The 24,363-nt window shown below is 40.3% G+C and carries 19 protein-coding genes and 1 CRISPR repeat array (1 of these 20 running past the window's edge); of the genes, 13 read left to right on the top strand and 6 right to left on the bottom strand.

Features of this window, described 5'->3' with window-relative positions:
• Window positions 1-1,669: a CRISPR direct-repeat array (repeat unit 37 nt; unit sequence GTTTCCATTAACCATTTCCCCGCAAGGGGACTGAAAC); it reaches 888 nt to the left of the window's first position.
• Window positions 1,670-1,779: 110 nt separating this feature from the next.
• Window positions 1,780-2,406 (bottom strand): fatty acid desaturase, encoded by a 627-nt coding sequence (locus tag CLI64_RS02950; protein ID WP_264082487.1) that lies wholly within the window; start codon window positions 2,404-2,406, stop codon window positions 1,780-1,782.
• Window positions 2,407-2,852: 446 nt separating this feature from the next.
• Here CLI64_RS02950 and CLI64_RS02945 point away from each other — a divergent pair, with 446 nt between their 5' ends.
• The 7 genes from CLI64_RS02945 to CLI64_RS02915 all read left to right on the top strand — a co-directional run bounded on the left by CLI64_RS02945 (window position 2,853) and on the right by CLI64_RS02915 (window position 10,638).
• Window positions 2,853-3,803, top strand: coding sequence for an ABC transporter ATP-binding protein (locus CLI64_RS02945; protein WP_103135833.1), 951 nt, complete (start codon window positions 2,853-2,855; stop codon window positions 3,801-3,803).
• A gap of 24 nt (window positions 3,804-3,827) precedes the next feature.
• Complete coding sequence (locus CLI64_RS02940) at window positions 3,828-5,729, top strand: ABC transporter permease subunit (RefSeq protein ID WP_103135832.1); 1,902 nt, start codon at window positions 3,828-3,830, stop codon at window positions 5,727-5,729.
• Between the two features lie 110 nt (window positions 5,730-5,839).
• Window positions 5,840-7,501 (top strand): hypothetical protein, encoded by a 1,662-nt coding sequence (locus CLI64_RS02935; RefSeq protein WP_103135831.1) that lies wholly within the window; start codon window positions 5,840-5,842, stop codon window positions 7,499-7,501.
• Between the two features lie 97 nt (window positions 7,502-7,598).
• Window positions 7,599-8,357 (top strand): ATP-binding cassette domain-containing protein, encoded by a 759-nt coding sequence (locus CLI64_RS02930; RefSeq protein WP_103135830.1) that lies wholly within the window; start codon window positions 7,599-7,601, stop codon window positions 8,355-8,357.
• Window positions 8,354-8,986: an ABC transporter permease gene (locus tag CLI64_RS02925; RefSeq protein WP_103135829.1), complete on the top strand. Its 633-nt coding sequence runs from the start codon at window positions 8,354-8,356 to the stop codon at window positions 8,984-8,986. The genes CLI64_RS02930 and CLI64_RS02925 overlap by 4 nt, the downstream gene beginning before the upstream one ends.
• 105 nt (window positions 8,987-9,091) lie before the next feature.
• Window positions 9,092-9,760 (top strand): Coq4 family protein, encoded by a 669-nt coding sequence (locus CLI64_RS02920; RefSeq protein WP_103135828.1) that lies wholly within the window; start codon window positions 9,092-9,094, stop codon window positions 9,758-9,760.
• A 137-nt stretch (window positions 9,761-9,897) separates the two neighbouring features.
• Window positions 9,898-10,638, top strand: coding sequence for a phytochelatin synthase family protein (locus CLI64_RS02915; RefSeq protein WP_103135827.1), 741 nt, complete (start codon window positions 9,898-9,900; stop codon window positions 10,636-10,638).
• Between the two features lie 84 nt (window positions 10,639-10,722).
• Here the strand turns inward: CLI64_RS02915 and CLI64_RS02910 are convergent, their stop codons facing one another.
• Window positions 10,723-11,232, bottom strand: coding sequence for a GNAT family N-acetyltransferase (locus tag CLI64_RS02910; protein WP_103135826.1), 510 nt, complete (start codon window positions 11,230-11,232; stop codon window positions 10,723-10,725).
• Complete coding sequence (locus CLI64_RS02905; protein WP_103135825.1) at window positions 11,233-11,544, bottom strand: DUF1778 domain-containing protein; 312 nt, start codon at window positions 11,542-11,544, stop codon at window positions 11,233-11,235.
• Window positions 11,545-11,670: 126 nt separating this feature from the next.
• On the opposite strand from CLI64_RS02905, the gene ggt reads away from it, so the two are divergent.
• Window positions 11,671-13,443, top strand: a complete 1,773-nt coding sequence (gene ggt, locus CLI64_RS02900; protein WP_103140563.1) for a gamma-glutamyltransferase — start codon at window positions 11,671-11,673, stop codon at window positions 13,441-13,443.
• Window positions 13,444-13,508: 65 nt separating this feature from the next.
• Here ggt and CLI64_RS02895 read toward each other — a convergent pair whose 3' ends face one another.
• Complete coding sequence (locus tag CLI64_RS02895; protein WP_103135824.1) at window positions 13,509-13,772, bottom strand: hypothetical protein; 264 nt, start codon at window positions 13,770-13,772, stop codon at window positions 13,509-13,511.
• A 355-nt stretch (window positions 13,773-14,127) separates the two neighbouring features.
• Window positions 14,128-14,715: a DUF1802 family protein gene (locus CLI64_RS02890; protein WP_103135823.1), complete on the bottom strand. Its 588-nt coding sequence runs from the start codon at window positions 14,713-14,715 to the stop codon at window positions 14,128-14,130.
• A gap of 80 nt (window positions 14,716-14,795) precedes the next feature.
• Here CLI64_RS02890 and CLI64_RS02885 point away from each other — a divergent pair, with 80 nt between their 5' ends.
• Complete coding sequence (locus tag CLI64_RS02885) at window positions 14,796-15,755, top strand: aldo/keto reductase (protein ID WP_103135822.1); 960 nt, start codon at window positions 14,796-14,798, stop codon at window positions 15,753-15,755.
• A gap of 705 nt (window positions 15,756-16,460) precedes the next feature.
• The gene (locus CLI64_RS02875) at window positions 16,461-17,180 is read left to right on the top strand and encodes a hypothetical protein (protein WP_103135820.1); all 720 of its coding nucleotides are present in this window, start codon (window positions 16,461-16,463) and stop codon (window positions 17,178-17,180) included.
• A 14-nt stretch (window positions 17,181-17,194) separates the two neighbouring features.
• Here CLI64_RS02875 and yidD read toward each other — a convergent pair whose 3' ends face one another.
• Window positions 17,195-17,437 carry a membrane protein insertion efficiency factor YidD gene (gene yidD / locus CLI64_RS02870; protein WP_225977594.1) on the bottom strand — a complete coding sequence of 81 codons (243 nt, stop codon included), beginning with the start codon at window positions 17,435-17,437 and terminating at the stop codon, window positions 17,195-17,197.
• Window positions 17,438-17,500: 63 nt separating this feature from the next.
• Between yidD and CLI64_RS02865 the strand changes: the two genes are divergently transcribed.
• From CLI64_RS02865 to CLI64_RS02855, 3 genes are all read left to right on the top strand, one after another.
• Window positions 17,501-18,202 carry a diacylglycerol/polyprenol kinase family protein gene (locus CLI64_RS02865; protein ID WP_103135819.1) on the top strand — a complete coding sequence of 234 codons (702 nt, stop codon included), beginning with the start codon at window positions 17,501-17,503 and terminating at the stop codon, window positions 18,200-18,202.
• Window positions 18,203-18,235: 33 nt separating this feature from the next.
• On the top strand, window positions 18,236-19,909 hold the full coding sequence (locus tag CLI64_RS02860; protein ID WP_103135818.1) for a glycosyltransferase family 39 protein: 1,674 nt from the start codon (window positions 18,236-18,238) through the stop codon (window positions 19,907-19,909).
• 286 nt (window positions 19,910-20,195) lie between these two features.
• The gene (locus tag CLI64_RS02855; RefSeq protein ID WP_225977492.1) at window positions 20,196-24,356 is read left to right on the top strand and encodes a PAS domain-containing protein; all 4,161 of its coding nucleotides are present in this window, start codon (window positions 20,196-20,198) and stop codon (window positions 24,354-24,356) included.
• Window positions 24,357-24,363 lie beyond the last annotated feature (7 nt).

Raw genomic sequence — 24,363 nt, 5'->3', positions numbered from 1 at the left:
CCATTAACCATTTCCCCGCAAGGGGACTGAAACTAGATACAACTAAAGCTCAAACATATAGATCATGGGGTTTCCATTAACCATTTCCCCGCAAGGGGACTGAAACCATACAACGAGCAGCCCCCCGTGAAGAAAGCGCGAGTTTCCATTAACCATTTCCCCGCAAGGGGACTGAAACAAAATTTGAAAACTTAACTCCCTCCTTTTCTAAGTTTCCATTAACCATTTCCCCGCAAGGGGACTGAAACCTCACGACGGTTATTTGCAGGGTTTCTGTCCCAATGATGGTTTCCATTAACCATTTCCCCGCAAGGGGACTGAAACTGGCCAGGACAAATAGATATATGCTCTGCCGAGACTAAAGTTTCCATTAACCATTTCCCCGCAAGGGGACTGAAACTGTAGCCCGTTGTGCATCAAGTAAAGACCTGCCAGCGTGGTTTCCATTAACCATTTCCCCGCAAGGGGACTGAAACAACTGATTTCCAAACCAATCAACAACAAACCCAAGTTTCCATTAACCATTTCCCCGCAAGGGGACTGAAACAAGTCTCGAATCTGGTATCAATTACGCCAAACTCTGTTAAGGTTTCCATTAACCATTTCCCCGCAAGGGGACTGAAACTTGTCAATAGACTCAACTTTTTCATCAACAGCTAGAGCGTTTCCATTAACCATTTCCCCGCAAGGGGACTGAAACGGTAAAGATGCCATTGTTTTTGAATTTCCATTCACACGTTTCCATTAACCATTTCCCCGCAAGGGGACTGAAACAAGTTTGTCACCTGCATTGCATAGTTGACAGATGGGTTTCCATTAACCATTTCCCCGCAAGGGGACTGAAACACGTTTCCCACAGCATCATCAATCGCTTGGCGACCGGTTTCCATTAACCATTTCCCCGCAAGGGGACTGAAACAATTCTGATAATATCCTTTTCATTGGCTTCTAAGAAAGTTTCCATTAACCATTTCCCCGCAAGGGGACTGAAACTTAGCGTTTACCTGGGTAGTCCAGCCAATAGGCGCGGTTTCCATTAACCATTTCCCCGCAAGGGGACTGAAACCCTTTTGCTCAACAAGACTTGAAATGGCAGCCGGAGGAGTTTCCATTAACCATTTCCCCGCAAGGGGACTGAAACATGCTCTAGTTATTCGCTAGAGCTTTTTTAATGTCAGGTTTCCATTAACCATTTCCCCGCAAGGGGACTGAAACTGGTTATTTTTGTAAGAAGAAAAAACAACAAAATAAAACGCGTGTTTCCATTAACCATTTCCCCGCAAGGGGACTGAAACATTTCTTGTCATAGCTTGTTCTATGTATTTGTCAGTTTCCATTAACCATTTCCCCGCAAGGGGACTGAAACCTAAATCCACTATTGCTAGATAATTCAAAGTCTTTTTGAGTTTCCATTAACCATTTCCCCGCAAGGGGACTGAAACGTTACTTTTAATTCTTTTACTTCTTGTAAAACTTCGTTTCCATTAACCATTTCCCCGCAAGGGGACTGAAACACTTTCGGCGTGGGATTTTATCAGTGGGTGTTTGGGTTTCCATTAACCATTTCCCCGCAAGGGGACTGAAACAAAACTACTAGAAACTGAGTGAATTTGCTTGTCCCGCACCCACTGAGTTTCCATTAACCATTTCCCCGCAAGGGGACTAAAGGCAGCACTCATAGACGCTTTAGGTTCGTAGTAAAGACTTTAGTCCTTTTTTGAGAACTAAAGTTCTCACTACAAACCTTTAATTATTCACCTTGTTCGACTTATGAAAAAATTAATTGTTTGGACTACTAATTACGTATGACCTGGCTTTAGCTAGATTATGTGCTGCAATGCGAGGATGTTTATGATGGACATCGTGATGAATTGTTGCTTGAATGACAGTTGAGCCAAAAATTATTCCTCCCCAGGTTTCGATAATATTAGGAATTTTCATGGCAAACGTTCCGTATTCTCCTTTTTGGTGATGAACAAGACGGAAAAATACTATATCTCCTAGTCCATAAACAATTCGTAGAAACAACCAAAACCATAGAAATCTTTGTCCGCCTAAAAAAGCTAAAACTATTAAAATTAATAGTTTTATGAGTAAATCTATTCCTAGTTGAAAATTAATTCCATTGACTTTTATCCAACGAATAGAACTTTGCTCTGGTGTAATAAAAGCATTCAAAATAACCAAAAATAAATTTCCTCTAATATGGTAAGCATCAGGGTCAGACTCTGTTGCTGAATGACGGTGATGAGCTAGGTGAATTTCATGAATTTGTTGATAACTGAGAGTAAAAATAGAGAGTGGTATAGGGCTGATACCCAAGCATCTGATAATCTGATTTATCTCTTTACTACTTTTAATATGCAGAAGTTCATGTACATTAATAACCCAACGGGGTAGAGTCACAGAAATGATGATAAATACAATCCAATTTGGAATCAATTCAGCTACGGATAAGCCATAAACTATTAATAATATAAAAGCAACTATGGCTCATTCATAAAGATAATGATTAGCATCATGATTATTAACTATATACTCATCTAAAGATTTATTAGTATTTTTGTGCATGACAGTGGTATCTAAAAAATCACTTATGTACCTGGATTTTATAACAAAGTTTCAAAACCATCTAATACCAATTCGCAATTCGCAATTCGCAATTTGCAATGGACTTCTCTCCGAGACGATAACGCATTTAGTAGAGTTTTTCTATCTATGGAATGTGGCAAAACCACAACCTCAAACTCAAGACATACGTGATTTTGGTTACAGTTTCCGAAACGAGACTACCGAAAGCTGTAGAAAGAAGTTAGGTTAGTGTTTAAACAACAGCCGCACCCCCAGCAGCTATGACAAAAGAATTAGCAATTCGCACCAATGGCTTAACTAAGCAATTTGAACGGCACGTAGCCGTTAATGATGTTGAGTTAGAAATCCAAGCAGGTGAAGTATACGGACTGATAGGCCCCAATGGCGCAGGTAAAACCACTCTCATCCGAATGTTGGCAGCAGCAGAAGAACCAACTACGGGTGAGATTTATATTAACGGCGATCGCCTGCGTCGTGACAAGAGTAACCCCACCCTCAAACGTCGTCTTGGCTACCTTCCCGATGATTATCCCCTGTATGAAGACTTAACGGTTTGGGATTACTTAGATTATTTTGCGCGTTTGTATCGGTTGCGAGAACCACGCCGCACCCAACGCCTACACGAAGTTTTAGAACTCATCCAACTGGGTAATAAACGCAACAGTCTGATTTCTACCCTGTCACGGGGGATGAAGCAGCGTTTGAGTTTAGCACGGACTATTATCCATGAGCCAATTGTACTGTTATTGGATGAGCCTGTTTCGGGACTCGACCCCATAGCTAGAATGCAATTCCGAGAAATTATTAAGGCACTACAAGAAGCGGGAATGACAATTTTAATCTCTTCCCATGTGCTGAGTGACTTAGCAGAGTTGTGTACTTCTGTAGGCATTATGGAATTAGGGTTTCTGGTAGAAAGTGCCTCCCTCCAACATCTTTATCAACGGTTATCTCGCCAACAAATAGTTTTATCAACTTTAGGTGATGTCGAGGCACTGTTAAGCGCAGTCAAACATCATCCCCATGTAGAAGAGTGGGAGAAATTACCAGGTAAAAATGGCTTAAAAGTTAATTTTAACGGTACACAGGAAGAATGCGCCGAATTATTGCGATCGCTAATTACATCGGGGATTCCTCTTACTGATTTTCACTGTGTTCAAGAAGATTTAGAAACCATATTTTTAAAACTAGGACACAAACAAGCATCTTAATCATTAACTTGGGAGATACCACCAATGATGCTGAATTTAATAGATAAAATAGGCAACTGGAATCCACAGTTATTCCGGGAACTTAAAGGTCGGCTCAAGGTTTTTAATATAGTGATTGCCGTTGGCTTATCGCTACTAGGGCAACTAGGAACTTTTATCTATCAATTTGCTGATTATCCTGGGGCAAAATATTCTATGTCCGGGACATATTGCAATTTAGCTCCAGGTTATCGTGAACGCCTCAATATACTGTCTCAATTAATTACTCAAGTCCAGCAAAAGATTAATACATATAGTGGTCAACCCAACTTTGATAAAGTCAAGTTACAAGCACTAAAAACCCAGTTAGCCAGTTTCCAAACAGAACAGACCAATATTAATAGAAATCTCTATGAGACATACTGTCCTACTGCTCAAATCAATTTCACTCTTTGGTGGCGGGATCACTGGGAATATATTTTTCTCACCTTAACTGTGGTGTTTGTGTTTATTTTGTTAGTAGCTGGTACATATCTGCTCATTAATAATTTGGCGCAAGAAGAACGACGCGGAACGCTGAATTTTTTGCGTCTGACTCCCCAATCAGAAATGAGCATTTTAATAGGCAAAATGTTAGGAGTACCGATTGTCATTTATCTGATAGTATTTGCAGCTTTACCTTTACATTTGCTTTCTGGCTTATCTGCCAAAATCGCCTTGAGCCACATCCTCATATTTGATATTTTGCTTGTTGGTTGTTGCGCTTTCTTTTATAGTTACGCACTTTTATTTGGCTTAATTAGTCGTTGGTTTAGTGGATTTCAACCTTGGTTAGCTAGTGGTGCAGTTTTATTATTCTTGTTTACAACTTTTAACTTAGCTTCTTATAGCTCTGATAGTATCAATACAGCCACATGGTTAAGAATATTAAGCCCATTTGACATGATGGGTTATCTATTTAGTAATGTATTCCGCAAATATGGGGATCGATCCCTAGATGAATTACAATTTTTCTACTTACCTTTAGGTAAAAGTCTTGTAGGTTTATTAGCCTTACATTTATTTAACTACAGTGTTGGTATCTACTGGGCTTGGCAAGCATTACAGCGTCGATTTCGCAATCCTGAAACAGCCGTTTTAAGTAAAGGTCAAAGCTATTTTTTTGTCGGTTGTTGTCAGTTCATCTTTTGGGGATTTACTCTCCAGTACGCAAATAACTCCTGTTATCCTTATTATGGGAGGAATTGCTACTATGATGTAAATCATCAAATCGGCGAAAACTTGGTTTTGCTTATATTGTTTAACGTGGCGTTGGTGTTTGCGCTGATGATTGTTTTATCTCCCCATCGCCAGCAAATTCAAGACTGGTCACGCTATAGTTACTATGAAGTGTCTAATCAGCAAAAATTTTGGCGTAGTTCTTGGTTAAAAGATGGCATTTGGGGAGAAAAAAGCCCATCTTTGATAGCAATTGCTATCAACCTTTTAATTATTGTGACACCTGTAGTTATTTGGATAATTATTGCACCTGCATTAAATTTCAGAAATAGCAACGCTCTTGGTTGGATGAACGAAATTGGGAGAATGAAAGCGGTTTTAAGTGTAGCCTTATTTGTCAGCATGGCAATGATTTATGCTGCCATATTGCAAACTATGCTGATGCTAAAAAATCCTCAACGGGGTATCTGGGGAGTTGGCACTATGGCTTTAGTCATGTTTCTCCCACCGGCGATTCTAGGATTATGTAGCATTTATCCAGAAAATTATCCTTCAGTGTGGCTATTTTCGACTTTTCCTTGGGCGGGTGTAAAAGACTCTGCAACTATTACTGTTTTTATGTCACTTTTAGCTGAGTTGATGGTTTTAGGATTGTTGAATTTTCACCTCAACAAACAAATCAAACTGGCGGGGGAATCTGCTAGTAAAGCTTTATTAGCAGGACGCTAAATATATCAATTATCCGATGTTTATAGTTAGGAACATATTCCTGACTATAAACTTAAAACATCTACCAGTTGTGTAAGTCAATTCCACCTAACACCACATGAGTTTTCACTATGCAAACTAACTGGATAAATCAAATCGGAGACTGGAATCCGCAATTATTACGTGAGATTAAAGGACGATTGCATAAACGCAATGTGTTAATCATCATGGTTGCTTCCTTCCTGACGCAGTTGGTGGTGTTCCTTTATTTTCAAGGTCTTTTACCCAGTAATCCAATCGGTTCAAATAGATATTGTCGAGGTCAGAATTTAGAGATTTACAATGAATGCTTTTTAGATAATTCCGGGAATCTGGATATAAATTGGCAAGTGTGGTTTCAAGATACATTTAGCTGGCTGAGTATTCTGGGGATTTTTGTAATTATTGTGGCGGGTATTTACCTACTCATTAACGATTTATCTACAGAAGAAAGACGCGATACACTCAACTTTATTCGCTTGAGTCCGCAATCACCCCAAAGTATTCTTTTCGGTAAAATGTTAGGAGTTCCCATCTTAGTCTATTTGGGAGTGTGCCTAGCGATTCCGTTTCATTTATGGTTAGGTTTAAACGCTCAAATTCCTTTAGGTTTGATTTGCGGTTTTTATATTCTGGTTCTTACTTCTAGTTTACTTTACTTTAGTGGCGCACTGTTATTTGGTTTGGTCGGTTCTTGGTTAGGTAGCTTTCAAGCGTGGTTAGGAAGTGGCGCAGTTTTAGGATTTTTGTCAATCACTCAACAAGTAATTACAAGCGGCACTACCAGTAATCATCCATTTAAAATTTTGAATTTCCTGAATCCTTATTATGTCATTTCCAGTTTGGGAAACGACACAAATAGGATGGATGTAGCTAATGTGCGTTGGTTTAATTTTCTAATAGGAAACAGTTGGGTAGAAATTATTGGTTTTACGGTAGTGATTCATTTAGTGGGAGCTTATTTTCTTTGGCAATCATTACAAAGATGCTTCCGCGATCGCAATGCTACCATGCTCAGTAAACAACAGAGTTACTGGCTCACATCAGCTTTCACAATTATTACTGTGGGCTTTGCTAACTGGTCACAATTAGTCTTTGGTGATGGTAGTTATACTTACGCCATGCGAGAAAACATCGCTTGTTTGATGTTTCTGGACTTGTGTTTTTGCTTGTATTTAATTGCAGCCTTAACTCCCCATCGTCACACATTACAAGATTGGGCGCGTTATCGTCATTTCGGCACTCAACAGGGTAAAAAGCTGAATTTAGTTCAAGACTTAATTTGGGGTGAAAAAAGTCCGGCGATCTTGGCGATCGCGATTAATGTCATGATTGCCATTACAGGCTTGAGTTTATTTGCCCTTGTTTCTTTAGCTGATCGAGAGGATAAAGTTGTTTCCTTAGTCGCCCTCATCTTTGCTGGTAGTCTCACCCTCATCTATGCAGCCTTAACACAGCTACTTTTACTGATGAAACACGGACAAAGGCTATTTTTGACTAATGGTGTGATGATCGGTGTGATGATCTTACCAGTCGTAGCTTTGGGTATGCTGTTTTCCTCTCCTCAAAACTATACTTTCCTTTGGCTATTTTCCGTAGCTGCACCCGTAGTTGTTTTATATCCATCAGGTGAAGTAACAATAATTACTTCCATTATGGGAATTATCGGACACACAATCCTTTTGAGTTTCATGTTGTTGCAAATAACGCGCCAATTAAAGAAAGCTGGTGAGTCAGCAACAAAGGCATTGTAGCTAGTAGTTAATTAACGCCAAGGAGCGAAAAGGTTTACGCTAAGGTATGCCAAAGAGTAGAATCTGAGGCTAACAGGCAGCATAATTTTTCACTGTCATGCCACAAGCTAACTCAATTGCCATTCAATTTTGTGATGTTACCTTGAGTCGTAACCATCGTTCTTTGGTGTCAAATCTCAATTTTGCGATTCATCATGGAGAAGCATTAGTATTACTGGGACGTAGTGGTAGCGGTAAAACTACCACTATGAAATTAATTAACCGCTTATTGACACCCAGCCAAGGAGAGGTGTTATTTAATGGTGTAGCGACTACCCAATGGGATGAAATTAAACTGCGGCGGAAAATTGGCTATGTTATTCAAGAAACTGGTCTATTTCCCCATTTCACAGTCGAACGGAATGTGGGTTTAGTTCCTTCTCTAGAAGGTTGGAAACCCAAACAAATTAAAACCAGAGTCTACGAATTATTACATTTAGTAGGACTAGATCCAGCGCAATTTGCTAGGCGTTATCCCCATGAATTATCGGGGGGACAAAGACAAAGGGTAGGCGTAGCTAGAGCTTTAGCCGCCGATCCTCCTGTATTATTAATGGATGAACCTTTTGGCGCACTTGATCCGATTACACGCTTAGAATTACAACAAGAATTTCGGCGGTTGCAACGGGAATTAGGTAAAACAGTGGTGTTTGTCACCCACGATATTCAAGAAGCCTTTGTTTTAGCATCACGCATTGGGTTAATGTATGGGGGAGAATTGGTAGTGTTAGGTACCAAGGATGAATTCATGCAATCCCAACATCCAGAAACTCTGGCTTTTCTCCAATGTCTGCGTTCCCAGCAAGACAACCTATGAAAGATTTCTTTTTAGTGAAGTATGCCCCAGAAATTTTACAACACACGCTAGAGCATTTATTTTTGGTGGGTGTTGCTATTAGTATTGCCATTATTGTGGGGATTCCTTTAGGAATTTTTATCACCCGGCAAAAGCAACTCCGACAACCAATTTTAGGTGTTGTTAATATCCTGCAAACTATTCCGAGTTTAGCTTTATTTGGGTTACTAATTCCTGTACCTGTAATTGGCGGAGTTGGTGCTGTTCCGGCAATTGTGGCTTTAACTTTATATTCCTTATTGCCGATAATTCGTAATACTTATACAGGAATTACCAGCGTAGATCCTGCAATTCGCGAAGCTGGGCGGGGGATGGGAATGACTGATAGACAATTGTTATTTCAGGTAGAAATTCCCTTAGCAATGGCGGTAATTTTAGCAGGGGTGAGAGTGGCAACAGTGATTGCAATTGGGGTTGCGACTATTGCGGCTGCAATTGGGGCTGGGGGTTTGGGGGTATTTATCTTTCGAGGAATTGCTATTGTGAATAACCAGTTAATTTTAGCAGGTGCAGTTCCTGCCGCCGCGATCGCTTTATTGGCAGATTCATTAATTGGTTGGCTAGAAAAAAAATTAAAGGTAGAAAATTAAGTTTCATCAAAATTTATCTGGGTAATCATTCCCTGGTCTAGTAGAATTTTTCTGGTTTAGCAGTATTTATAGATTTATGTTTTTTACTAAAAAAGGGAACTAAACATGATTTTATCTACCCAACAAGAAATTCCCCTAGCTGAACAAATTCAGGCACTCCAGAGTTTTTGTATAATGACTCAAGACCCTGCAACGTTCTCAGCAATTTATGATTTAGATGCGATTCTTGCTAAAACAGAACTCAGCACCATCTCTGTAGAATATCTCAAATCACAACTGGAAGTAGCAGCAATTATTCAGGAACGTTATTTAGCCCCCGTACCAGATGTAGCCAAATTACTCACCTATTCGCCAGATTCCTTGGGTTATCAGTTTGCAGCGTATCTAACTGCAAACAACTTTGATCCTACATTTTATCGTCCCAGAGAAGTCAAAGACGATATTAGTTATGTCAGTTTGCGCCGCAGTCAAACCCATGATATCCATCATATTGTAACTGGGTTTAAGACTGACGCACCAGGGGAACTGGGGTTACAAGCTTTTCAGCTAGCACAGATGAAATCGCCCATTGCGATCGCTATTATGACTGCTGGTATTATTAACTTCTTGAATAATACCCCAGAATTAGCAGCCATTATGCAGTATATTTATCGCGGTTGGGAAATGGGACTCAACGCCAAACCCTTGATGGCACAAAAATGGGAAGATAATTGGGAAAAACCCTTAACTCAATGGCGTAGTGAATTGGGAATTACAGTTTTCCATCCCAATTAGGAATTGTATCTTATTGGGTATTTCTTGACATCCTCACTACCCTAAAAGTGCGGTGATTCCTGAACCGTGCTAACGCATCGCTAACACGATTCAGGTTTAACATCCATTGAAATTTTGTTTATAGAAAAAGTATAGAGATGATTTTGAAGCTGCAAACAAGTATTAAAACTTTTATTTCCGCTACCATTATCGGGTTATCTACTGCTAGCAATCAAGCACTATCTCAAACTCTCAAACTAGCTCCTAATCTAGTTAATTTCAACTCTGACGCTGGAGAAAATTTATTAATTACTAGTCGTCATCGGGAAGACTTCTTTCCTTTAAGTAGCCAGTTTATTACTCAAAATAATCAAGCTTATTGTGGTGTCGCTAGTATTGTAATGGTTTTCAATAGCCTGGAAATTTCTGCACCAGTAGCACCACAATATTCTCCCTATAGAATTTTTACACAAGAGAACTTTTTTAGTAATCCCAAAACTCAAGCAGTCATTACTCCAGAAAAAGTCTCACGTCAAGGTATAACTTTGGTAGAACTGGGAGGATTAATTGCTAGTTATGATGTCAGCGTTAAAGTCTATCATGCTGCTGATTCTAATATAGATGACTTTAGAAAAATGGCGGCAGCCAATTTACAACAGCCAGGAAATTTTGTCATCGTTAATTATTTACGTAAAGAAATTAATCAGGAACGTGGGGGACACATATCGCCTTTAGCCGCATATAACGAGCAGACAGATAGATTTTTAATTATGGATGTCTCCCGTTATAAATATCCGCCCGTTTGGGTGAAGACAACGGATTTGTGGAAAGCAATGAATACAGTTGATTCAGTTTCCGGTAAAACGCGAGGATTTGTATTTATTAGTAAATCTGAATAATAGGTAATTTAAGAAGAGAAAATAACAATCGCATCATTTACATGGAAGAAGATGCTTACAAGATGGGTGAAAAAGTTTTCCTATTTACGCAAACATTTTGGCGATAGTTTCCATCATTAGAAAAAGTCTGTGAGAAAAATCAGGAAACCTCATAAAATTATAATGCTCATAAAAAGAACGAGCATCATCATCTTTGGCCTCAACTATTACAGCAGTTGTGGCAATTTCGCTGTTGAGGCTGCGATAAAGTGCATCCATTAATAGCATTTCTCCTAATCCTTTTTGGCGATGGTTTTGATTTACAGCTAATCGACCAAGAAGGGTTGCAGGAACTATAGGATATTTTGGCAATTTTTTACTTATTGCTAATGGTAATTCTCCCAATTTAATACTTGTGGCTGAAAGTGTGTAATAACAAGCGATACTACCAGAACTTTTTTCAACTAACACAAAAGGAGCAGCCACTCGCTTACGAGCATCTTGTCCGGCTTGTTGTTTTAAATAACGGTCTAGTTCTTCAACACCACAACAAAAAGCCGCCCGGTCATGCTTTCCTAGCGGCTCTATGAAATAATCATCATCAGATAAAGCCACTTACACACCCATGTTTTGTTTATAGCGTTGAGCAGCAGCACGCAGTTTTTCGCTTGGTGCTGGTGGATTTAGTAGTGCTTCTACAAAAACCTCTTGGTCTTGTCTGCTTAAAACCATTATTTCATGTTCTTGAATAACCTCATTAGCAGCCTTGAGAACGCTGCTAATCACAAAATCTGTGAGTGTTCGACCCTGAATATCAGCCGCACGCTGGAATAATTCTTTTTGCTCTTTACTGATACGTGCTTCGAGACGTTCAACTTTAGAGCTGGTTGAATTTTTTTGACGACTTCTAGCCTTTGTGTCTGCCATGATAGCTTTTACTCATAATTTAGATTTTGTACGGCAATTGTCCTAACAATTATACTAAATTCCGATCCAGAAATGTTAAATGCAATCCCAGGTTGTAGTCTAAACAATAGTAATCAAAATAAAAAAATGCCTATTCTTGCTCAAACCAAGCACCTTGCATTTACCATACTTTCCCTCAGCCTGCTTTGCTACACCGAAGTAGCATCAGCCAGCATCACCTTACCTTTACGCAGCAAAAAAGCAATGGTAGTATCTGCCCATCCCTTGGCGAGTGAGGCGGGACTTTTGATATTACGTCAAGGTGGTAATGCAGTGGATGCAGCAGTCGCCACGACTTTTGCTATATCTGTAGTCGAGCCATTTTCCGCCGGGATTGGTGGTGGTGGTTTTTTATTGTTGCGTAACGAGAAAACTGGCGAAATCAAAGCTTTAGATTTTCGGGAACGCGCACCCCTCAAAGCTACAAAAAATATGTACTTAGATGCAGCTGGAAAGGTGCGTCCCTATGCCAGTGTGAATGGTTATTTAGCTGTGGCTACACCAGGCACAGTGGCAGGAATGTATGAAGTTCACCGTCGTTATGGTAAGCTGCCCTGGAAGGAAGTTTTAAAACCTGCGATCGCTCTGGCTGGAGATGGTTTTACTCTCAGTCATCAGGCTACTTGGCGTTCCGCTTCTGTCTATACTAATCGTCTGCAAGTAGTTTTAAATAACCCAGCCGCCAGGACGATTTTCACCCGCAACGGTGAATTTTATCAACCAGGGGAAAAATTAGTCCAACGGGACTTAGCACGCACTTTAACAGCGATCGCTAAAAATCCCCAAAGTTTTTATACTGGTGATATCGCCCGTGTGATCGCTAATGATATGGCGAAAAATGGCGGTTTAATTACTTTAGCCGACCTCAAAGCCTATAAACCAATCTGGCGGACTCCTGTATGTGGAAAATTCCGCCAGTTTCAAGTCTGTTCTATGCCGCCACCTTCTTCCGGTGGTGTATTGTTATTGCAGATGTTAAACATCATCGGTGATGCAGATTTAAAATCTTGGGGTTGGCATCATCCCAACGCTTTACACCTGATGACAGAAACAATGAAAATTACCTATAGCGATCGCGCACAATATTTAGGTGATCCTGATTTTGTCAAAGTTCCTGTGCAAGCATTACTGAGTGACAACTACGCAAGACAACGCCGCAGTGAAATTAATCCCGATCAAGCTACCCCTGCAACCCAAATCAAACCAATTCTCCTGAAAAATCTTCCCCAAGTTCAGATTCCCCTCAATCGCAAACTGCAACTAGCAACTCGTTATGAGTCTCCTGAAACGAGTCATCTAAATGTTGTGGACACAGAACGCAATGCTGTTAGTCTGACATTCACCGTCAACCACGGTTATGGTGCGGGAGTAGTGGCATCGGGAACGGGTATTGTCTTGAATAATGAAATGGATGATTTTGTCGCTGCACCAGGAATACCAAACGCTTTTGGATTATTGGGTAACGAAGCCAACGCCATCGCACCGCGCAAAACTCCCCTCTCTAGCATGACACCGACAATTATCAGCGAAAATGGCCATCTGCGGATGGTAGTAGGTGCGCCTGGTGGTAGCACAATTATCACTCAGGTCTTGCAAGTAGTGCTGAATGTGCTGGAATACAATATGGACGTTGGTGCAGCAATATCCGTGCCACGCATACATCACCAGTGGTTTCCTGATGAATTGCGAGTAGAAACTTGGGGTTTAGATGCAATGACTCTGCAAGAGTTACGTCGTCGAGGACACAATATAAAAGAAAGTCAGCCTTGGGGAAATGTTAACGCGATCGCTGTTACTGTTGACAATAATCTAGAAGGCGCAGCCGATCCTCGCGGTGAAGGCTCTCCTAGAGGTTTTTAAATCTCAGTCTTCAAAAAGACAAGAAAAATAGAACAACTACTGTCTAACTAACAAATATTGACTATTTACTGTTGAGTATAGGAAGACTCTGCATAAACACTATCACCAAACTCATTGGCGCGCGCGCTAGGTACTAATGTCCACCCCGCTTTGCGGAGTTTTTGATATGTTGCCCAGCCTTTAGAGCCGCGAGGAATGGGATAATCTGGGACTGAATATTTTGGAAAAGCTGTGTAGGGTCGCCAAGGTTTTCCAGGTGCTTCTTGCAAATATAAAATTTTGTCATCGTCACCGCTACTTTTCGATATCCAACACATTTGTTGAGACATAGGAAACTCCTTTGCTTTTTGCCTTTATTGCATATTCGCGTTTTCTTGTCAATGCTTCTTCACCCTTGCGGGATAATTTAGAATCTTCCCAGGGTAGTCAACTTACCTACAATTCAAAATCGTACAATTACCTAAATAATTATTCGACCTTGAGCTGATTCATCAGAAGATATGTAGATAGACAGATTGTTCAAATGTTTGTGCCTCAATCTTATGTAAGACTAAGATTTTTTTAATGTTATCCGCCACTACCAAAGGTGTATGTATCGAGGGTTACTATTTCAGCAACATTTTAATTTTTGTTACGAAATACAGATGATTAATTGCAGAATTGATTCCTGTATAGACGCGAGATTTAATCAGTCTTGTTGCTAATTATTGTCCTAATTTCTGTCCTCAGATGTTGGTAATTTGAGTCAGATAAAGCAGGTTCAGACCCTTGTAAATCAATAGGTTGTGTGATATCAATCCAAGACTTGCAACCACCATATTCGGGACGATAGGGAATTTCCCACACTTGAGCAAGTTTGAAAGTGCGTAGCAAGAGGATAAATAATGGCTGCTGGGATTTCCACTTAAGGCGATCGCTAATAAAATGTTCATTCCAGATATGGAAAGGTAATAACCGACTGACGATTAACTCATCCATCACAGGAAAAATATCCGTAATTTCTGCCCAACTACCGATTCTTACTGTTTCTGGATGCCATCCTGAAGCTACTGGCTGGACAAGATGGGTATATTCTGCCTTAAGTAGTAAAGGTTGCTGATGTTCAAATGTAGGATAAAGTAAAACCCGTGGATGCGTCACTTGAAACCGTCCTTGTTGTTCCCGAATCCCGCCTTTTCGCAACAACATGATAGTTTTACCCGCTTCTAAAGCTTGAATGGCGATCGCCCACTCTTTGAGGGTATGTACCGTTTGACCTAATTCCATCAGCATCTACTGTAACTCTGATTTTATTTTGAGCGCAGACCGTTAAAGTATAGAACTATCCAGGGAGATGAATTGAGAGAACCTTTATGGAAAAACGCAGACTAGGTAAATCTGACGTAGAAATTACCCCCATCCTCATGGGAACTTGGCAAGCCGGGAAGAAATGGTGGGTAGGAATTGAAGATGCAGACTCCATTAAAACTATCCGCGCCGCCTTTGAAGCTGGAATCACCACTATAGATACAGCCGAAGTTTATGGGGAAGGACATTCTGAGAGGATTGTGGCTGAAGCTTTATCTGATGTGCGTGAACAAGTCGAGTATGCAACCAAGGTGTTTGCAAACCATCTCCAGTATGATCAAGTTATTGAAGCTTGCGATCGCTCCCTCAAAAACCTCAAAACTGATTATATCGACCTCTACCAAATTCACTGGCCGAGTGGTTCTTTCAATACTGAAATCGTTCCCATTGCAGAAACCATGCGCGCCCTCAATGACTTGCAAGCACAGGGTAAAATTCGCGCCATTGGCGTTTCTAACTTTTCTCGCGATCAATTAGCTCAAGCCTCCCAATATGGCCGCATCGATAGCTTACAACCGCCATATTCATTGTTTTGGCGGCAGGTAGAAAAAGATGCTATGCCTTATTGCAGAGAAAATAATATTTCTATCTTGGCCTATTCACCCTTAGCCCAAGGACTATTAACAGGCAGATTTGCCCCTGGATATAAGTTTCATCCCGAAGATAATCGTACAGGCAATAAGCTATTTCAGGGCGAAAACTTTGAACGCGCCCACCAAGCCTTAGAGAAACTACGCCCCATAGCAGAAAGCCATAACTGCACATTGGCACAGTTAGCATTAGCTTGGCTAATTGCTCAACCCCAAACTCAAGCGATCGCCGGCGCGCGTTATCCTGAACAAGCCAAAGACAACGCCCTCGCTGCTGATGTGAAACTTTCCCCTGAAGAACTCTCAGAAATTGATGCGATCGGTCGTATTGTTACCGATCATCTTGATAACAGTTCTGTTATGTGGAACTGGTAAGGGACTTCCAATTCAAAAAATATACTATCACTTTGATGGCAAGGGGGCAGGGAGCAGGGAGCAGGGGGGAAACAGTTGTTTTGGAGAAAATAAATTGGATGGTTTTTTCTATCTCTTATTCCCCATTCCCTATGCCCTATGCCCTATTTACTACCTGATATCTACAAAATATAATCAGGGATCAAAGTTTTAAGTCGTTATTGCAAAAATCTACAAAATATCAACTTTCGTAAACTACTAGTTGATCATCATCAAACTGAGTGCTAACTTAGATAGCAAGACACCAAGAGAAAACAAACCAAACCCCAGGGCAAAAGACAAGGTGTCTCCTGTCAACAGCCCAAGCAAATTTCAGCAGAATTTATGTCATGTGGCACAAAGCCCTAACAGGCCAAGCCAAATCCCAAAGCGGAAAAACAAAGAATGCTGAGTTTGTTAGTTCCAATGTCAACCCTAGTTATAAACTACTCAATTGCTTTTTGTTGATTAAACTTAAAAATTTGAAATCAATACATATTGAAAAGCCTGGTCAACCCGTACCAGGCTTTTCAATTTTGCAGATATTTCCTTTGGGGAATTGCTAGTTCTACATCAAACTTTGTCTTTTTTGACTCTATTAATGCGAGCCTTGATTTTTGGTGACACTTGTGCAGTTTGTCATGGAGAATAAAATAGAATAGCAATAAATCTTACTCAGTAAACAAAATGAAACATCAATATCATTGGTTAGGGAAAATCACATTTGTGCTATTCTTAGTTGGTTTTTTATTCTCTTGTCGTGCCAAAGTTGATAGGTCAACAGAACAAAGTCAAGCCATTGCTCAAGAGCAGCAAAAAGAACCGACAATTAGCTATGGTGATCTGATTATCAAAGAACAGTCAGATTATGTGATGATACCTGTTAATGTTCAAGAAAGTAACAGAGAAAAAGCTAGTATTTTAGATTCTTCGCGTTCCTATAAAGAAAATTATTCTCCTTTGTACAACTTAATCTTTTATCGTAAACAAGACGGCGAAACTCATCTACTGTTAGATAAAAAAGCAATTATCAATACCTACGAATGGATAGAAACAAAATCTGCTGGTAAACCCCCGACAAGAGTTTGGTTATATCGAATTATTGATCAAGATACTAACAAAGACAAAAAGCTCGATTCACAAGATGCGGTAATTGGCTACATTTCAGATGTATCAGGGAAAAACCTTCAGCAAGTTACACCCCAAAACACCAAAGTCCTGAATTGGGTTGTTCTCCCCAGTCAAAATGCAGTTTTTATCAGAATTATTAAAGACTCTAATGGGGACAATAAATTTACATCAGCAGACAAGACAAATTTTGTTCGAGTTAGTCTTGAACAACCCAAGATGGGAACGGAAATTATTAGCGAATCCATAGAGCAGAAAATCAAATCTTACCTAAAGTAAGACAATCTAGATGACTATTTACCTTCATTCTTTCCCTGATTTTCTAATTCGGGAACAGGATCATAACCACCAGGATGGAAGGGGTGACAACGTAATATGCGCTTTGTCGCCATCCAGCTACCGCGAAATACGCCAAACCTCTCAATAGCTTCCATCGCATACATTGAACAAGTCGGTTGAAAACGACAGGTGGGAGGAAATAGCGGTGAGATAAATATTCTGTAGCCTTTAATCAACCAAATAAATAATTGCTTCATCATCGTCGCCCAAATCTTATACATTGATAACAAGGGTAAAATGTTTTCTATCTTGTAGCACCTTTGTTAACTCAATTTCCTGATTTCATCCTCACCCCACCACTATGGCTGCAAATTACCATTGTTGCAGCTTGGGTGTTTTTAATTCTAGCGATCGCCGGATTTGTCAATCGTTTTGCAACTAGTGATCCGGAAATCCTCCGCAAAATAGTGCATATTGGTGCTGGCCACGTTATTTTAATTGCTTGGTGGCTAAATATTCCCGCCAGCATCGGCATCGGTGCTTCTGTCTTAGCGAGTATCGTCACCTTACTATCTTACATTTTGCCGATTCTCCCTGGTATTAATAGTGTCGGCAGACAAAGTTTAGGGACATTTTTCTACGCTGTTAGCGTCGGGGTGTTAGTCGCTAGCTTTTGGTCTCTACAACAACAGCAGTATGCAGCTATTGGGATGATGGTCATGTGCTGGGGTGACGGACTCGCTGCCTTAGTAGGTCAACGTTTTGGTCAACATAAGTACAAAGTGTTGGGAACACAGAAAAGCTGGGAAGGTTCTTTAGCCATGTTAGTGGTCAGCTTTTTAGTCTGTAGCCTCATTTTATTAGGTGTTTTTGGCAATATTTGGCAAATTTGGGCAGTATCCCTAGCAGTGGCATTTACTGCTACTAGTTTAGAAGCCTTTTCGTTTCTGGGCGTTGATAACTTGACTGTACCTTTAGGTAGTGCAGTTTTAGCATATGTGCTAATGCAGTTATGGTACTAAGCTGTTTTACCTTGAAGTTGCACATTAAGGAATATGGCAATTATCAAAATTCGTCGATTTGGATTCATAGGAGCGATCGCCATTGGTTTGATTTTACGTTTTTGCTATTTAGAACTCAAACCTTTGTGGATGGATGAAGTTATTACTGCTATCTTTAGTTTAGGTAAAAATTACCATGATTTACCTTTAGATGTACTGGTAAATCTTCAAGATATCCCCAAGATTTTTACTTTTCAGCCTGGGGTTAGCTGTAGCGAAATCGCCCAAAATCTGACTAATCAATCTACCCATCCTCCCCTATTTTTTTGTGGGATGTATCGCTGGCTGGGGTGGATAGGAATATCTAGTGATGACTGGGTGATGAAATTGCGATCGCTACCTGCTTTATTTGGTGTCGGGGCAATTTTGGCGATATATGCCGTAAATTATCTTGCTTTTTCACCACTATCTGGCATAGTAGCTGCCTTGTTCATGGCAGTGTCTCCCTTTGCTGTCTATCTTTCTCAAGAAGCACGGCATTATACTTTACCTATGTTCATCATCACTTTATCCTTATTGGGACTGATGCAAATCCAACAGGATATACATCAGGAACGAGTGAGATTTAGAGTATGGTTTTTTTGGACTTTAATTAATATTATTGGGTTTTATACTCACTATTTTTTCATTTTAGATTTCATCGCCGAAATTTTCACTTTATCACTATTGATTTATCGGTCTAAATATCAAAATATTAGGTTTAAACGCAAGATTATATTATATTTCGGTTTATCTATTATTACTATTATTATTTGCTTCTTACCTTGGCTATTAGTGACCTGGAATCATGCTCAACGTTCCGAAACTAGTTGGCTCAATTCTCCTGGTATTTTCGCACCTTTTTATCAAACCCTGCTCAATTTGGTGTTAATGGTAATCGCTTTACCAGTGGAAAATCAACCATTAATCATCACCATTGTCTGTGGATTATTGATGTTAGTTTTCGCTGTGTGGTTAGGAGTAAAGTTATTTCCTAGATGCCGACAATTATGGAACCAAGATCAAACACATGGGGCTACATTCACACTACTGATGTTTACAGCTGGTGTGATGTTGCAGTGTTTGGCGATCGCTTATTTATCCGGTAAGGATATTACGGCTATTCCCCGTTATAGTTTTGTCTATTATCCCAGTTGTTGTGCCTTGCTGGCTGCTAGTTTGACTGAAATACAAACCTTAAAAGGCAAAAAAATTCAAGCAATAGCAATTTTGCTCATAATTGGGTTATTAAGCAGTATTTTTGTGGTGACTAATTTTGTCTTTCAAAAACCGTTTCAACCAGAACAGGTGGCGCGCAATATGAATTCTGCACCATCTTTACCTGTGATGTTGGTAGTCACCTATGATAGTTACCAAGATATTGCTTTAGGACTGAGTTTTGCACTTGCTTTAGAGCAGATCAGAAATCACACATCCCATCCTGATAGTTTTATAGCTGTAAGTAAGTCGCCTGATGTATCCAATGTCTGGAGAAAACTATCACAACTCTCAGTTAACGTCACATCACCTTTAAACTTATGGATAGTCGCCCCAGGACTCAGACGCAGGGATTATCCTCAACAGTTAAATTTATCTGCACAGACTACCTGTCAAATTGATCCGCAACATCACTACCGCATCGGTATTCCCTACCAATTGTATCAATGTGATTTTTTGGAAAAGTCGTAATACTTTGGACAAGGTTTTGTAACCATCTTGTCACAATAGCCTCTTAGAATCGTCTATAAGTAAACTTTATGTTTGCTCCTCACACCATACAAACCGCCTCTGACTATGTACATAGCAGAGGCTTTTTATATTTTCATTACTAAAATTCAGACATTTCGTGAGAAAAAATATAATTTTGTAAAAAAATGCGGTATACATCAATACTAATGCTTAGTTAAACAGTAAATAATTATTTGCTGCAACTCATTAAATTCTCACTCAGATGGATATCTATCAGTCGAGTCTCTTGAATACCAAACAACAAGCATTGGTAAAAGTTGCACCCTGCACACCAGTCCTGGAAGTTATCTATCTGATGAATCAAACACAAGCCAGTTGCGTACTGATTCTAGAACAGGAAAAACTTCTGGGTATTTTTACAAAAACCGACCTCGTGCGATCGCTGACTGCTCACAGGGAGTTAGCAGATATAACTATTGCTGAGTTCATGAGCCAACCTGTAGTTACTGTAAGTGAAACAGAAGCCCAGGATCTACCAACAGTTTTAAAAAGATTACAACAACATCAGATCAACCACTTACCCGTCACTAACCATCAAGGAGAGTTGTTAGGCTTGGTGACATCGGCCACCATCCTAGATACCTTACAAACCTGTAATTCCTTCCAATTACTGCAAATAACTGAATTGCTCTCCCAAAAAGAAACCCGTTATTGTACCTTTGAATCTCGCTTGAATGATATTCTCAATAGCGCAGTTACCACTTCCATTGTCAGTTTTCGGGTATTTGCCAATTACGATTGGGAATATGAATATCAATCTTTGGGTTGTGAAGCCATATTTGGTTATACATCCCAGGAAATTATCCAAAATAAGCATCTGTGGATGTCAAGGGTTCACCCAGAAGATGTAGAAACAGTAATTATGCCCTTGTTTGCAGATATCTTTGCGGGTCATACCAGCACCGTAGAGTATAGATTTTATCATCAAGACGGTTCTCTCCGGTGGATTTCTGCAACTTACACTTCCCGTCAGGATGTAGAAAACAACTACTGGGTTGTGACAGGTATTAGTGGTGATATCACTCACCAAAAACAAACAGAAGCAGCTTTTAAAGCCAGTGAAGAACGATGGGAATTAGCGATCGCCGGTACAGAGGAAGCAATTTGGGACTGGGATATTACTACTGATCAAACCTTCCGTTCCGACCGTTGGTATGAGTTACTAGGTTATGCACGCCACGAACTCACCACCAGAGACGGGGAATGGATGAAACGCCTTCACCCTGATGATTACGAACGAGTTTTAGCGGAACAAGCAGCTTATTTACAGCGAGAAACAGACAGCTACAGTGTTGAGTATCGTCTACGGCGGCAAGATGGTAGCTATGGATGGTTTCGCTCCCGTGCTAAAGCTGTTTGGGACGAGTCAGGAAATCCTGTCCGCTTAGTTGGTTCCCTGGGAGATATCAGCGAAAGCAAAGCCACAGCAATGGCTCTACAAGAGAGGGAAGCTATGCTGCGAACCATTGGTGATAACCTCCCTAATGGGGTGATATATCAAGTTGTTCGTGAACTAAATAGTAGCGATCGCTTCACATATCTGAGTGCCGGAATTGAAACCTTAATGGAAGTCACCGCCGAAGATGCACTCCAAGATTGCAGTTTGCTTTACCATCAAGTGATAGCAGAAGATGTTAAGCGACTAGCAACCGCAATTGAGGAATCTTACCAGCATCTTTGTGTGTTGAATATCCAAGTCCAAATTTGCACCCCTAGTGGTCAAAAAAAGTGGTTGCAAGTACGTTCTACACCCCATCGAGATCCAAACAGTTGCGTGATTTGGGATGGACTAATAGTAGATATCACTGAAACAAAGAACAATGAAGACATACTCCGCAAAAATCAAGCATTATTAGCAGAATCGCAACAAGTTGACCGTTTGGGTAGTTGGGAGTTTGATCTACTTACAGAAAAAATTACTTGGACACAACAGTTATTTCATCTCTTCGACTTAGATCCCACTCAACCAGAACCAACATATCAAGCAAATCTCGAACTGTATCATCCAGAAGATAGGGAAAAATTAGACCAAGCGGTGAAGCGGTCTATGCTCACGGGTGAATCTTATAAATTGCTCCTGCGTAAGCTGACCACAGATGATGCTGTCACTTACATTGAAGGCATTGGTCATGCAGAGTTTAACAATCAAGGTCAAGCTATTCGTCTGTATGGTACTGCCCAGGATATCACTGAACGCATCGAATCAGAAGAAAAAATTCGCCATAGTGAAGCACGACTAGCTACTACCCAAAAAATAGCCCATGTTGGCAGCTGGGAGTTAGATATCAATACATCCCAGCGCAGTTGGTCAACGGAAAGTTTTGAAATTTTTGGCTTAGATCCCCAGCAACCAGAACCAACCCCAGCCGAATTTTTAGAGATGGTTCATCCAGACGATCGCGTCGTGATCCAAAGTCATTTAACCGCAGCCCTTGCATACTGTAGCCTGTTCTCTTGTGAATATCGCATTATTCGCCCTGATGGCTCAATTCGTTACCTGGAATCTAGAGCTGAAGTAGTCCAGGATAGACAAGGGAAAGCCATCAAGCTCATCGGAGCAATTCTAGATATTACAGAGCGTAAACAAGCTGAATTAGAAATTATGCTCAGTCGCGACCTGCGAGAAGCTATTTTTAATGAATCTGCCGACGCGCTGTTTTTGGTGGACACAGAAACTTTACTGATCATTGATTGTAATCAGCAAGCCGTCAAAATGTTTGGCGCATCCAGTAAAGCAGAACTCATCGGGATTGATGGACAAACTTTACGCAAACAACGATTGACCCCAGAGGAAATGGCTGATTGTCTTGACCAAATTAATCGTCAAGGGTTTTCTAGTAAAGAAATCGAATGCGTCACTAAACAGGGGAATTTCTTTTGGGGAAACCTGGCGGTAAAACGCATTTTGGTTGCTGGTGAAGATATTAATCTGGTCAGGGTGACAGACATTACACAACAGCAAGCGGCAATGCGCGATCTCCAGCAAACCAAACAAGCATTGCTAGAGCAAGAACAATTTTTACGTAGTATTTACGACAGCGTAGGACAAGCAATTTTTGTCGTTGATGTGATTAATAGTGATTTTCGCTATGTTGGTTTAAACCGCACTCACGAGTTACTTACAGGCCTCTCGTTACAGCATATTTATGGCAAAACTCCAGAACAGATTCTGCCAGCAGATGCAGCAGCAATGGTACGGCAACACTATCAAGATTGTGTAAATGCTGGAGTAACTATCACCTATGAAGAGTGTTTGCCATTCCAAGGACAATTAACTTGGTGGATTACTAATCTGACTCCTCTAAGGGATGAAAACTCACGCATTTATCGAATTGTCGGCAATGGTATCAATATTAGCGATCGCAAACGTACTGAGCAAATGTTAGAATTGCAGGCAGTAATTGCTCGCAACATGGCAGAGGGAATTCTTTTAGTTAGAGCCTCTGACGGTGTGATTGTTTACACTAACCCCAAATTTGATCAAATGTTTGGGTATGACTCTGGAGAATTAATCGGTCAGCATATCTCCATTGTGAATTATGCCGATAGTCCAGAAGCAGCAACAGCAGTTCACGAAGCGATCGCTACTAGCCTCACCCAAAAAGTAGAAATTACCTGTGAAGTCCATAATGTTAAAAAAAATGGTACACCTTTTTGGTGTAGTGCTACTATCTGCGTCTTTGAGCATCCTGAATATGGTGCAGTCTTTGTAGCTGTGCAGCAAGATATTACAGAACAAAAGCAAGCAGGTGAAAAAATCCAAGCTTCATTAAAGGAAAAAGAAGTATTACTCAAAGAAATTCACCATCGCGTCAAAAATAACTTGGGAATTGTCAGTAGTCTCCTGCAAATGCAATGTAGACGTACTCAAGATCCTCAAGCTACAGCTATTCTTCAAGATAGTCAAAATCGTATTGCTTCTATTGCACTAGTACATGAAAAACTCTACCGTTCTGATGACCTAGCAAACATCGATTTTGCTCAATATATTCCTGACTTAACAACCCATCTATTTGACTCTTATAATGTTAATTCTAATCAGATACAATTAAAGACCAAGGTTGAAAACATCAGTCTCGACATAGAGACTGCTATCCCTTGCGGTTTAATTATTAACGAATTAGTTTCTAATGCTCTAAAATATGCCTTTCCTGCGAATTATAGGGGCGAAATTCAAGTAACTTTATCCCAAATCACCAATCATGATTTAACACTTACTGTCCGTGATAACGGCATCGGATTACCTGCAGAATTTGAGCAGAAAAAAAGCAAAACTCTCGGTATGACACTGATTCTAGGTCTAGTCAAACAGTTGAGAGGTCAGCTAGAAATTCACAGTCACCAGGGAACGGAATTTAAAATTTCCTTTACAGCAGGTAGGGTATAAGTATGGT

Source organism: Nostoc sp. CENA543, from assembly GCF_002896875.1.
Taxonomy (GTDB): Bacteria; Cyanobacteriota; Cyanobacteriia; order Cyanobacteriales; family Nostocaceae; genus Trichormus.
This window is presented reverse-complemented; position numbering and strand designations above follow the sequence as displayed.